This is a genomic window from Avibacterium sp. 21-599 (genome assembly GCF_026226765.1).
In the GTDB taxonomy this organism is placed as follows: Bacteria; Pseudomonadota; Gammaproteobacteria; order Enterobacterales; family Pasteurellaceae; genus Avibacterium.
The window spans coordinates 1761211-1774672 of record NZ_JAKKOB010000001.1; the positions used below are offsets into that span (position 1 = coordinate 1761211).

Here is a 13462-nt window from a genome sequence, read left to right on the forward strand (position 1 = left end):
AAAAAAGTGCGGTCAAAATTTTGCGCGTTTTTAATCAAAAACAAACTGAAATCCCACCGCACTTTATTACTGTCACGCCGTCTATTTTCTTTGCTCTCTTCAGCTGACTTAGCTCATTGATTAATGTATCATTAACCACTTTAAATTTATTCTTTTTGAATTGGAAAACATTGATGACAGCCTTTAACCAAGAACTCATTCAACAAATTCTTGCAGATAACGTGACACATTCACTTCACACTCTAAAAGATTTCCTACGTTGGACATACAGTACCTTTAATCGCTCTGATTTATATTATGGACACGGTTATGACAACGCCTGGGACGAAGCACAGCAACTCGTATTAACCACATTACAGCTTCCGCCTGATTTACCTACGGAGCTTTATGACAGCCGTTTAACACAAAGCGAAAAAGCAAATTTGTTAGAACTGATTTTGGCACGCATTGAGCAACGTATTCCTGTTGCCTATTTAACCAACCGCGCGTGGTTTTGCGGATTAGAATTTTATGTGGATGAACGCGTGATCGTACCTCGCTCCCCTATTAGCGCTTTAATTGAAGAACGCTTTACAGGGTTACTCACCAAAGCCCCACAACGAATTTTGGATATGTGTACAGGCAGTGGCTGTATTGCGATTGCCTGCGCAAACCAATTCCCAGAGGCGGAAGTCGATGCGATTGATCTTTCCACTGATGCCTTAGATGTGGCGGAAATCAATATTATGCACCACAATCTCAGTGATCGCGTCTTCCCAATTCAATCCGATCTGTTTACTCATCTTCCTCAAGATAAATACGATCTTATCGTGACCAACCCACCTTATGTGGATAAAGAAGATCTTGATGAAATGCCTGAAGAATATCATCACGAACCAGAAATGGCGCTAGGCTCTGGCGTTGATGGATTAGAGATTACTAAACAAATTTTAAAATCTGCCGCTGATTATCTGGCAGATGACGGGGTATTAGTGTGTGAGGTGGGAAATAGTATGATCCATTTAATTGAGCAATTCCCTCACGCACCATTCCAGTGGTTAGCGCTAAAAAATGGCGGATTAGGCGTTTTCGCATTAACAAAAAAACAACTGGTTGAATTAAATCGCGCTTAATTATTTCGTAAAAAAATAAGTGCGGTGGAAAAAATAGCCATTTCCCACCTCACTTGTATTTTCTTGCTTCGCTAGTTAGCCTTGATCTGACAATGCTGCAAGCTGATCGGCTTGATATTCGGTAATAATTGGTTGAATCAATTCATCAATTTTTCCATTCATCACTTCATCTAAACGATAAATCGTCAGGTTAATACGGTGATCCGTAACACGACCTTGCGGGTAGTTATAGGTACGGATTTTATCGGAACGATCTCCTGAACCTAATAAATTACGCCTTGTATCCGCTTGTTCTGCAGCTAATTTTTCTTGTTCCACTTGAACAATACGAGAAGCAAGCACCGACATTGCTTTGGCTTTGTTTTTATGCTGTGAACGCTCGTCTTGGCACTCCACCACGATACCTGTTGGAATATGGGTGATTCGCACGGCAGAATCCGTCGTATTGACGTGCTGTCCTCCAGCCCCTGATGAACGATAAGTATCAATACGTAAATCCGCTGGGTTAATTTCTGGCAATTCACTTTCTGGCAATTCTGGCATTACTGCCACTGTACAAGCAGAGGTATGAATTCGACCTTGTGATTCGGTTTTCGGTACACGTTGTACACGATGCCCACCAGATTCAAATTTAAGCTGACCATACACGTTTTCGCCACTGATTTTTACGATCACTTCTTTATAACCGCCCTGTTCGCTTTCATTTGCACTGAGCATTTCCACACGCCAACGTTTACTTTCTGCATAGCGGCTATACATACGGAATAAATCACCCGCAAAGATCCCAGCTTCATCGCCCCCTGTTCCTGCGCGAATTTCTAAATAGCAGTTGTATTCATCGTTCGGATCTTTTGGTAGTAATAAAATTTGCAATTGCGCTTCTACTTGCTCAATTTCAGCTTGGCATTCTTCAATTTCTTCTTGTGCCATTTCACGCATACTTGGATCATCAAGCAATAATTCTGCGTCTTCTATATTGCTGTTTAACTGTTTCCAACGTGCAAAGCATTTCACCACATCTTCGAGTTGTGCATATTCTTTAGAATAAGCACGAAATTTTTCTTGATCACTAATTACTGAGGCATCGCCAAGCAAAGCTTCTAACTCTTCGTGGCGTTCATTTAAACTATCTAATTTACTGATAATAGAAGATTTCATGAAATTTGACCTAAATATTAATTACATTAAACTAGCCTATAGTTTACCATAAAAGTTGTTAAAATAATATTTCCATAAAAAAATAAAGCGAGGTCAAAAAAACCGCACTTTGATTTTATTATATAAAACTCATCTAACGCTTAGCAACTTATTCTTTAAATCTATTTTAACAAAAAATGAAACAATATACTGATCAATTTTTGATAGAATTGTTGCTGCTAAATATGTGATAACTAATAAATTCAGTAAAACTAATATTGTGTATTTAGGATAATAGATAATTTTTGCTAAAAAATGATAAGCAAAAAAGGAATGAACTAGCCACATATAAATGCATTTATTACCAAAAGAAAATAACATTTTGTTTATTCCGGGTATATATTTGGTAACTTCAAATAAAGAAAGGAAAATATAGATAACAAAAGGGACGAGAAATACCATACTCTCTACCCCAAAATATCGATATCCAATTTCGGTAAAGTAATAGTATACTATTACAAATAATATTTTGAATAAAATATTATTTGTTCGTATTATAACATAATCCTTTAATATTCCAAAGGAAAAACCTATTACATACGCAGGAAACCAATAAAGTGCTTCGCCCCATAATCCTGATGCTGAAACATTGTGTAAAACAAAAGCTAATCCAATAAGAGATAATACCTTATTTCTTAGAGATTGTAGAAGTGGTGTAATTGCAACAAATAATAGGTAGGGTAATAAAAACCACCATTCTCCATTATATGAACTAGAAAAGCCAAAAAAATTCAGAAAGATCTCTTTGCCACCTAAATTAATATTCCAAGATTTGAAATAAATATCCAAAGGAATACAAATAATAAAAACTATCCAAGCTACACGATAAGTTGAAAAAATTTTATTAAAATAATAACTATTATTTTTATGATTTGTTACTGCAAATCCATAACCACTAATAAATAAAAAAATAGAAACACAGTATTTACTTAGTGCTCCTATATGAAATTCTATCCCAAGATCTGGAAATAAATATAAAAACATTCCTTCTGGAGCCCTATTTGGAAAACCAAATACATGATGAATAAACATTAATACCACAGCCCAACCTTTTATATACTGAGACTGTTCTTTAGAAATATTAAACATTACAAATTACCTTGATAAAGTTATTAAAAGACACGTATGCCACCAATAAAAAATGCCCAATTTCTCTATATGAAATGGGCATTACATTAAAAAATAAATAAATTAGACCTCGATTACATCTAATCCGCCCATATATGGACGTAACACTTCTGGCACAGTGATGCTGCCATCAGCATTTTGGTAGTTTTCTAGCACAGCAACAAGAGTACGACCAACAGCTAAGCCTGAACCATTTAGGGTGTGAACAAGACGTGGCTTTTTCTCCCCTTTCACACGATAACGCGCTTGCATACGGCGTGCTTGGAAATCCCACATATTTGAGCAAGAAGAAATTTCACGGTAGGTGTTTTGGGCTGGTACCCAAACCTCTAAATCATAGGTTTTTGCTGAGCCAAAGCCCATATCACCAGTACATAATAAAACTTTACGATAAGGTAGATTTAACAACTGCAACACTTTTTCAGCATGGCTGGTGAGTTCTTCTAAGGCTTCCATTGATTTTTCAGGCTCAACAATTTGCACCATTTCTACTTTGTCAAATTGATGCATACGGATCAAACCGCGTGTATCACGCCCGTAAGATCCCGCTTCAGAACGGAAGCAAGGGGTATGAGCCGTCATTTTAATGGGTAATTGGGCTTGTTCTAAAATCTTATCACGTACTAGATTGGTTACTGGCACTTCGGCGGTTGGAATTAAGGCGTAAGGTTGCTCCCCTTCTAGTGGGTTGGTATGGAATAAATCTTCACCAAATTTTGGCAACTGCCCGGTGCCATAGAGGGTGGCGTGATTCACTAAATAAGGCACATAGGTTTCGCTATAACCGTGTTGTTCCGTGTGTAAATCCAGCATAAATTGCGCTAACGCACGGTGCATTTTGGCGATTTGTCCTTTCATCACCACAAAGCGCGCCCCGCTTAATTTTACTCCCGCTGCAAAATCTAGCCCTTGTAAACGTTCACCTAAGGTAACGTGATCTTTCACTTCAAAATCAAAGGTTCTTGGCTCACCCCAGCGAGCAATTTCCACATTATCATTTTCATCCTGACCAAGTGGTACTTCATCGGCTGGAATATTGGGAATGCTGAGGGCAATTTCTTGTAGATCTGCTTGCACGTCATCAAGTTGGCTTTTTGCCATACTTAATTCAATGCCCATATTATCCACTTCCGCCAACAATGGCTCAATGTCTTCACCACGAGCTTTGGCTGCTCCAATGGCTTTTGAACGGGCATTACGCTCCGCTTGTAAAGTTTCGGTTTTAACCTGCAAGGCTTTGCGTTGCTCTTCTAATTCTGTAATACGTGCAACGTCTAACTCAAAACTACGTCTTAGTTTTAATTTTTCAGCCACTTCGGCAAGATTATTGCGTAATAAATTTGCATCGATCATTTTGTTACCTTTAGAAAATAAATATGCTCAAAAAACGGTTCTATTTTAGATCGGATAAGAAAAATAAACTAGGCTACTTACTCGATTTATAACGGATATTTGTACTTTGTTGATCTAATTGACGTAATCGTGCCAATTTTTCTCCAATTTGGATTTCCATTCCTCTTGCCACTGGGAAATAATACTGGGTATCTTTTAACGGTTCAGGGAAATAGTTTTCACCTGCCGCATAAGCATTTTCTTCATTATGCGCATAGCGATATTCTGCCCCATAGCCTAGCGTTTTCATCAAATGGGTGGGCGCGTTGCGTAGATGTTCTGGCACATCATAATCAGGGCTTTCTAAGGCGTGCTTTTTGGCTGCTTTGAAAGCTTGATACACGGCATTACTTTTCGGCGCTACGGCTAAATAGACAATCGCTTGAGCAATGGCTCTTTCACCTTCCGCAGCACCAACACGCGTGAAGCAATCCCACGCAGCAATTGCCACTTGCATTGCACGAGGATCAGCATTGCCGATATCTTCAGAGGCAATGGCAAGTAAACGTCTTGCAACATATAGCGGATCACCACCTGCGGTTAAAATCCGTGCGAACCAATACAACGCCGCATCAGGTGCGGAACCTCGCACAGATTTATGCAATGCCGAAATCAGATCATAGAAACGATCGCCTTGTTTATCAAAACGGGCTTGGCGTTCGCCCAACACTTCCGTTAATAAAGTGCGGTGTAAAAATTTGCTATTTTTTTCTTCTTCCGCCATATCCACCATTAATTCAAGGCTATTGAGTGCAAGGCGAGCATCACCATTGACATAATCTGCCAACATTGACAACAAATTTTCTTCTAAGGTTAAATGCAAATTGCCCAGCCCTTTTTCTTTATCCTCAATGGCACGCTGTAAAACCGCTACAATTTCTTGTGAGGTTAATGATTTCAGCACATACACGCGCGCCCTTGAAAGCAAGGCATTATTGAGTTCAAAAGAGGGATTTTCTGTGGTTGCACCAATAAAAATTACCGTACCATCTTCAATGTAAGGCAGAAAAGCATCTTGCTGGCTTTTATTGAAACGATGTACTTCGTCCACAAATAAAATCGTGCGTTGCCCAGCTAGGCGATTTTGCTTCGCCCGTTCAATCGACTCGCGAATTTCCTTCACCCCACCCGTTACCGCAGAAATACGCTCCACTTCCGCATTAATTCGCTGTGCGATAATTTCTGCTAAGGTGGTTTTGCCTGTGCCGGGAGGTCCCCATAAAATCATTGAGTGAATATGCCCTGCTTCAATGGCTTTACGTAATGGCTTACCCGCACCAACTAAGTGGCTTTGTCCGTAATACTCGTCTAAGTGAGTGGGACGCATTCTCGCAGCAAGAGGACGGAAATCATTTTCAGCAAAATCAAAAGCAAGATTCGACATTGGTATATTCTCAGCTAAATAATATTGGGTTTTCAATGAGTTAAAAAAGAATAAGGCTAAATCGAAATTTAGCCTTGAATAAAGTGCGGTTATTTTTTCTTACGTTGATCGTCTAATTCTGCCCCTTTCGGCACAGTAAATTTAAACAAATTATCCGCTAACGGTTGATTGGTGATATTACGCAATAAGTATAAATTGGTTTGCCCATCACGCTCTGTCGTACTGAAATTTTTCAGCACGCCATCAGTATCAATGCGAATAGTGAATTGCTTAATATTGCTTTTCGCTGATTTCGGTCTAAGGGTAAAGGTATCTGCAGATTGCGCCACCGTATATTTTTTCCATTGCCCCTGATCATTGCTAGTAAGCAACACAAATGGCGTATTATTCACTGCATCAGACACCCAATTTGCAGTAACCTGTTGCACAAAAGGATCGTAGAACCACAGGGTTTTGCCGTCTGATACAATCTGGCTTTCTTGCGGAGATTGATTATCCATTCTAAATAAATTTGGGCGTTTAATACGAAGTTTGCCTTGCCCTTGTTGAATTTCTTTGCCTTTCGCATCACTCACTTTCTGTACATAATCGGCACTTAACACATCCACTTTGTTAAGACGCATTTGTAATTCACTCACCGCATCTGCCCAAGCCAATTGGCTTAATCCTAAACACATAAGTGCGGTCATTTTTGCTGCCATTTTTTTCATAAATGTTCCTTACATTCTAAAATAATGGGAAATCATTGTGTTAATCAGACAATCAAATGTCCCATTTGTTGCATTTTTTACGTCATTTTCTGAAAGATTAAACTAATAATCTGAGCGACGAGCTAAAATTTCACGTTTTCCATTTTGCAATGGTGATACGATGCCCTGTTCTTCAAGCTGATCCATAATGCGTGCGGCACGGTTAAAGCCGACACGGAAACGACGTTGAATTGATGATGCAGAGGTTGTGCCTGTTTCGATCACAAAATTCATCACTTCATCAAAAAGATCATCAAGCTCGCCCTCATCACCACTGCGAGTGACTTCCCCTTCTTCCTCATCAGCACTGTCTAAAATGCCATCAATATAATCAGGTTTGCCCCTTGCTCGCCAATCATCAGCCACTCGAGCCACTTCATCATCACTCATAAAGGCACCGTGTACACGAACTAAATCCGACGACCCTTGCCCTGAATAAAGCATATCTCCTCGACCTAACAGCGTTTCAGCTCCGCCTTGATCAAGAATGGTACGAGAGTCAATTTTACTTGCCACGGTAAAGGCAATACGACTTGGAATATTGGCTTTAATTAAGCCCGTAATGACATCCACTGAAGGACGTTGCGTAGCCAAAATTAAATGAATTCCAATAGCACGGGCTTTTTGTGCAAGGCGAGCAATAAGCTCCTCAATTTGTTTTCCTGCTACCATCATAAGATCGGCAAACTCATCCACAATCACCACAATATAGCTGAGTTTTTCTAAGGCTGGCGGCATTGTATCCATCGTATCACCCGGACGCCAAATTGGATTTGGAATAGGCATTCCCATTGCGTTATATTCGTCAATTTTTTCGTTATAGCCCTCAATATTACGCACTCGCAAAGCGGATAATAATTGATAGCGACGTTCCATTTCATCTACGCACCAACGCAATGCATTCGCTGCTTTTTTCATATCGGTAACGACTTCGGTAAGCAAGTGAGGAATGTCATTATAAATAGAAAGCTCCACTACTTTGGGGTCAATCATAATAAATTTTACTTCTTCAGGTTTCACTCTAAAGAGTAAACTTAAAATCATCGTATTCACCCCAACGGATTTCCCTGACCCCGTTGAACCGGCAACCAATAAATGAGGCATTTTTGCTAAATCGACAATCACTGGATTGCCACTGATGTCTTTTCCTAATGCCATTGAAAGCAAGGATTTTGATTCACGGAAAGCCGGGCTATCTAGCACATCACGCAGTGGCACCATTTGGCGGTGTAAATTCGGGGTTTCAATGCCGATATAAGGTTTACCTGGGATCACTTCAGCAACACGAATTGAGCGGAACATTAACGCACGAGCTAAATCCGTATCAATATTGGTCACTTTTGAGGCCTTTACTCCGGGCTGCAATTCCAATTCATAGCGCGTTACCACGGGGCCTACCAACACATCTTTTACACTTGCTTTCACATTAAAATTGCGCAATTGTTGTTCAATTCGTTGTGAGGTTTCCAAAATTTCCTCACGGGTGATATTTTGCTCTTCCACTTCACGCTTATCTAATAAATCTAAACTTGGCAGTGGTGTGGTCGGTTTTTCCGCTTTTTTCACTTGTTGTTGAAAAGCAGGGTGAATTAATGAATCCCCATAAGGTTTGTAAGTGGGCTGGCTGATCTCTGATTTACTCTCCGTCGGCTGAGTATGCGTTGTTGGTAATTTTTCGGTAAGAATATGCGTTAGGGCTTCTTCTGCATTGATTTCCTTTGCGCGCTGTTCCATCTCCGCTAAACGTTGTTGTTCTTGTTCTGCAAATTGACGTGCCAATTCATCCATTTCATTCTCTTGCTCTGCCCAATTTTCTGTTTCTGAATGGTTTTCTGAAGAATAATCAGGAATGGATACCTTTAATTCAGGTTCTTGCGTTATTGCAGAAAATTCAGTGGAAAAATCCACCGCACTTGGTAAATCAGCCACATTTGGTAAATCTGTCTGCACCGCTGAATTCTTCTGTGCTACAACAGGTTGAACAGGCTCAACCATTATCTGTTCTGTGCTTACGCCAATTTGTGTAGCTGGGCTTGTTACTGTGCTTGCTTGAGGAAGACGCACATTCGGCAATGGCTCTTCTTGCCCTACATCATAATTGGAAAGGGATTCCATTTGGCGCGGATCAAAAAGTTCTTGGTTATTGGAAACGGCTTGGCTTTGATTATGTGTAAGTGGCACTTCTGGCTGAACAAATTCTTGTAAGCCACTAATTTGAATAAAGGTTTGGTTATCTTTATTTTGCTCTTCGCTTGCTTCGCTTTGCTCTGCATTTTCATTTTGTAATGACGAAATTGGCACTGGCTTTTGGATAATAATTTCTTCTAAAGGCTCAGATTCGCTGTCTGCTTGCGGCTCAGTTGGCATTGCCATCGCAGGGGTTTTATCTTCATTCATTGTAAGCCAATAGTAAAATCTGATGAAAAGCTGTATCAGCGCCTTACCAGAACACAAAATAAACCCAGCGATTGCAGACAATAAGGCACATAAAATCACGCCCGCTTTACCCAAAAGAGGATAAAGCGCAACCACTAAGCTTCCACCCAACACCCCACCAGCCAGATAAGCGCTGGTATTAGAGAGCAATAACGTCGCTAATGCAGTTAAGCCACTAAAGAGTAAAACACCCCCGAAAGTGCGAAGAATGGTTTTAATCCAGGTGATCTGAGTGAATTTTTTCGTTTTGAATAAATAAATAGGCACAAAGCATAAAATAAAAGGAATTAAATTGCCGATATGTCCAAACAAGGTGAAAAATAAGCCGATGAGCCAAGCACCCAACGCCCCTGCTTTATTGAGGGTTTCAGGCTGCGAGGAAGACACCGCCCACGTATTATCAAAAGGGCTGTAACTTGACCAAGCAATAATCAAATACAAACCAAATAAAGAAATGACACCTAAACACAATTCTGCAATATATTGTTTTGGTGTGAGTTTTGCTGTAATTCGTTTAATCATCTTATTTTAATTGTAAAAAATTGGTCTGTTTCACTTCTTCCATTACCACATAGGTACGGGTATCATTCACGCCGGGCAAACGCAATAAGGTTGTGCCAAGCAATTTGCGGTATGCTGCCATATCCGCTACACGCGTTTTGAGTAAATAGTCAAAATCACCCGATACCAAATGGCATTCTTGAATTTCATCAAGCTGTTGCACCGCTTCATTAAACTCTTCAAACACATCGGGTTTTCCGCGTACGAGGGTAATTTCTACAATCACCAACAAGGGCGAGTCCAATAATTCAGGGTTAAGCAACGCACGATACCCCATAATCACGCCTTGTTTTTCTAAGCGTTTTACACGCTCTAAACAAGGGGTTGGCGATAATCCGACTTTCTTAGAAAGGTCAATATTAGAAATTTTACCATTACGTTGTAATTCGTTAAGAATTTTTATATCAATGGCATCAAGGGCTTTAGGTAATTTTTTTTCCATAAAATTTTCCACCGTAAACGACGGTAAAATACCGCTTAAAATAGAAATAACGACTAATTTTACACTATTCTATAAAATTTTATAGGGAAACTTCAGACTTTAAAAACAAAAAATCGTTCAAAATCACACCGCACTTTCACATAATGCCCTTATAAAAATAAGGTGAATTGGGTATTCGGCTTTGTTTTAATTGGATCAATAATTCAATCACTGATTGATGACAACTCATACTTACTATGGAAAATCCATTCATTGCGCGTTGGAGTACGCAAGGCAATACCCTTTGTTTAGGGCATTGGGAAATTTTTTATCAAGACAAGCCTCTTAAAATCCCAGAACAAAAACGCGAACACGATATGGGAACAAGGGGAATTTATAATTTCATTGATCCTACCGACGAACTTTACTTAGAGGGGCTTGATGAAGATGATTGGATTCTTGCTAATATTGAATGGTTAAGTGATGTGTTTATTGCTGCGGATATTCCGTTAGAAGAACATTATATGCGCTGGTTTTATCAAGCGGTAAATAAAGACGATTGGCGTTGCGGAAGTTGTGGAGGCTGTATTTAGCCTCCCTTATTGAATTAAAGCTGTTGATACACTTTGATGGCATAAGCATCTGACATTCCCGCGATATAATCACAAATAATCCGTTTTTTCTGATTCGGCGCAGCATTTTTCCAACGCGCAGCCGTATTACGGGGTAACAGGCGTTCAGGATCGCTCTCAAAAATTTGAAACATTTCTGTTAACATCCGCTGCCCTTTATATTCAATGCGTTGCGTATTGACATCACGAATCACATATCGCCACACAAAATCAGTAAACACTTTCAACACGCTAATTACATCTTCTGGCAATTCCGCATTATAACGTAATAACGGGTCATCAAACTCAGGATGAATTTTCCACCGCACATTGGTAATAAAATAATTTACCAATGCCCCAATGGCATTTTTACGTTCATAATGGTGTGCTGAAAACAGTTTTGCACTCAGGCTTTCAATATTCGCCTTAATCCATTGAGAAGGGCTATTTTTAAGCTGCAACAATGCGTCTTGCCATTGATGTAAATGAATCACCCCAACCACAATGGCATCTTCCAAATCGTGGACGCCATAAGCAATATCGTCCGCCAATTCCATAATGCTACAATCTAAAGATTTATAGCAGGTTTTTAGTGTTTGCTGCGGCATTGTTCTTGGTTTGCTAAATTGCTGAAAAAGCTGGCGATCTTTTTCACTTAATGGTGCTAATAGCCAGTGAAACATTTCAACATCATCGCGAAATATCCCTTTTCCCGGCTTCCAATCCGCAATTTTGGCATACAAGGGATTTTCACTCCCTTGCGGCAAAATTTCGCCATACTGTGGTGAAGAACAATCTAAAATGGCAGGATATTTCACCACACCAAGTAAGGTTCGGCGGGTTAAATTCATTCCTGCATTTGCAGTATAAGGCTCTAACTTGGTTAATAAGCGGAAAGTTTGTGCATTGCCTTCAAAACCACCGTGATCTCGCATCATATAATTTAATGCCACTTCACCACCGTGTCCAAAAGGCGGATGCCCTATATCGTGAGCAAAGCATAGGCTTTCAATCAGATCATTAGAAGGTAATAAAGGCTTTAACTGTTTTTGTAAAAGGCTTTTGTCTATCTTTAATTGCTCGGACAAATGAGCGAATGCTTCGGTAAATTTAAGCTGTGCGACCAAGCTGCTACCAATTTGCGCCACTTCCAAAGAATGGGTTAAACGTGTGCGGTAAAAATCATTTTCACCCACCGCGTGAATTTGCGTTTTGGCTTGTAAGCAGCGAAAGGCTGCACTGTGTAAAATACGTCCACGATCTCGACGAAATGGTGGACGATGATCTTTTTCTCGCGGGTTATCTGGGATATAACGTTCGTGCCAAAGGCTATTCACTACATTTTTCATTCTACACAACCCAAAAATAAATGAATTTGAATACAAAAGGGGCAAAAATGGAACTTAGAATACCACAAAGCACTAAGGCGATTGAGCTATAATTCCCCGCTTTAGGATCGACTTCCATACAGCTCACTGTACCTAAAACGTGCGAAACAGCACCAATGGAAAGCCCAATGGATTCCGCATATTTTATTTTCATTACTTTCAAAATTAAATAACCAAACATTGAGCCTTGTAGTCCTGCAATCAATACGGCTGCCGCGGCAACGGCAGGAATACCACCAATATTTTGTGCGATTTCCATTGCAATGGGCGTGGTAACTGATTTCGGTAAAATGGTCGCGACAATTTCCGGTTCTGCCCCTAATAACAAGGCGAGTAGCGCGCCCACTAGCATAGAGAATAGCGAAGAAAGTGCGGTGATAAATAAGATCGTTTTCCAATATTCTTTAATTTGGCGAAATTGTTCATATAAGGGCAAGGCTAAGGCAACCACACTCACGCCTAATAAATGATTTAGCGGCGCATTACCTGCCATATAATCGGTATAAGGTACATCAAACATAACTACAATACTGATCAACATTGCCACGGTAAGGATAAAACTATTAAAAATAATTGATTTCAAACGCTTACTAATTTGTAATGCAACACTAAACACCACAAGGGTGAGCAAAGTATAGGCGTAAATCATCTACTCTCCTTAGCCCGTTTTTTCAAGACTTTTTTGCGTAATCCAGCAAAAGACTGTTGGGAAAAAAGATAATCCGCCAAAATGCCACTTAGCACTAATGTCAAAATTGTCGCAACCACATTAGGAATTAATAGCACCTTGGCCTGACGGAGTAAAAGATCAGAATATTGAATAATCCCGACACTTACTGGTACAAACAGCACCGCCATATAACGCATTAATAGGCTTGCACCTGCAAAAATCCAATGCACTTTAATCACTTGTAACATTAAGCAGGTGAATAATAAAAGCAATCCCCAAATACTCCCCGGTATGCCAATAGGAATAAAACGAGCGATTTGCTCACCGAGAAAAAGCATTAAAAAAAGAATAGCAAAAGAACGTAATAACTGAAAAATCTTCTGGGTCATACCGCTACAAATTTGTTAATTGAT

The 13462-nt window shown here is 39.8% G+C and carries 12 protein-coding genes; 2 read left to right on the forward strand and 10 right to left on the reverse strand.

The annotated features are described in order from the left end of the window. Positions 1–173: 173 nt before the first annotated feature. Positions 174–1112 carry a 50S ribosomal protein L3 N(5)-glutamine methyltransferase gene (gene prmB, locus L5B83_RS08455; RefSeq protein ID WP_265778153.1) on the forward strand — a complete coding sequence of 313 codons (939 nt, stop codon included), beginning with the start codon at positions 174–176 and terminating at the stop codon, positions 1110–1112. A 75-nt stretch (positions 1113–1187) separates the two neighbouring features. Here the strand turns inward: prmB and prfA are convergent, their stop codons facing one another. From prfA to lrp, 7 genes are all read right to left on the reverse strand, one after another. Continuing rightward, positions 1188–2270 carry a peptide chain release factor 1 gene (prfA, locus tag L5B83_RS08460; RefSeq protein WP_265778154.1) on the reverse strand — a complete coding sequence of 361 codons (1083 nt, stop codon included), beginning with the start codon at positions 2268–2270 and terminating at the stop codon, positions 1188–1190. Between the two features lie 129 nt (positions 2271–2399). Next, positions 2400–3398 (reverse strand): acyltransferase family protein, encoded by a 999-nt coding sequence (locus L5B83_RS08465; protein WP_265778155.1) that lies wholly within the window; start codon positions 3396–3398, stop codon positions 2400–2402. Positions 3399–3500: 102 nt separating this feature from the next. Next, entirely contained in the window at positions 3501–4790 is a 1290-nt protein-coding gene (serS, locus tag L5B83_RS08470; RefSeq protein WP_265778156.1) for a serine--tRNA ligase, read from the reverse strand. 73 nt (positions 4791–4863) lie between these two features. Continuing rightward, a complete protein-coding gene (locus L5B83_RS08475) occupies positions 4864–6213 on the reverse strand; it encodes a replication-associated recombination protein A (protein ID WP_250364487.1) in 1350 nt (449 codons plus the stop codon). An 89-nt stretch (positions 6214–6302) separates the two neighbouring features. Beyond that, positions 6303–6923 carry an outer membrane lipoprotein chaperone LolA gene (gene lolA / locus L5B83_RS08480; RefSeq protein WP_265778157.1) on the reverse strand — a complete coding sequence of 207 codons (621 nt, stop codon included), beginning with the start codon at positions 6921–6923 and terminating at the stop codon, positions 6303–6305. Positions 6924–7025: 102 nt separating this feature from the next. Then, positions 7026–9920, reverse strand: coding sequence for a DNA translocase FtsK (locus tag L5B83_RS08485; protein ID WP_265778158.1), 2895 nt, complete (start codon positions 9918–9920; stop codon positions 7026–7028). Position 9921: 1 nt separating this feature from the next. Further along, on the reverse strand, positions 9922–10401 hold the full coding sequence (gene lrp, locus L5B83_RS08490; RefSeq protein WP_103852795.1) for a leucine-responsive transcriptional regulator Lrp: 480 nt from the start codon (positions 10399–10401) through the stop codon (positions 9922–9924). A gap of 236 nt (positions 10402–10637) precedes the next feature. Here lrp and L5B83_RS08495 point away from each other — a divergent pair, with 236 nt between their 5' ends. Continuing rightward, positions 10638–10973: a hypothetical protein gene (locus tag L5B83_RS08495; RefSeq protein ID WP_265778159.1), complete on the forward strand. Its 336-nt coding sequence runs from the start codon at positions 10638–10640 to the stop codon at positions 10971–10973. A 14-nt stretch (positions 10974–10987) separates the two neighbouring features. Here the strand turns inward: L5B83_RS08495 and L5B83_RS08500 are convergent, their stop codons facing one another. From L5B83_RS08500 to L5B83_RS08510, 3 genes are read right to left on the reverse strand one after another with little or no spacing between them, the layout of a single operon-like run. Beyond that, positions 10988–12340 (reverse strand): anti-phage deoxyguanosine triphosphatase, encoded by a 1353-nt coding sequence (locus tag L5B83_RS08500; RefSeq protein WP_265778160.1) that lies wholly within the window; start codon positions 12338–12340, stop codon positions 10988–10990. 1 nt (position 12341) lies between these two features. After that, a complete protein-coding gene (locus L5B83_RS08505) occupies positions 12342–13028 on the reverse strand; it encodes a CidB/LrgB family autolysis modulator (RefSeq protein ID WP_250350404.1) in 687 nt (228 codons plus the stop codon). Then, positions 13025–13438 carry a CidA/LrgA family protein gene (locus tag L5B83_RS08510; RefSeq protein ID WP_265778161.1) on the reverse strand — a complete coding sequence of 138 codons (414 nt, stop codon included), beginning with the start codon at positions 13436–13438 and terminating at the stop codon, positions 13025–13027. Before L5B83_RS08510 ends, L5B83_RS08505 begins: the two co-directional genes overlap by 4 nt. Positions 13439–13462: the final 24 nt, after the last annotated feature.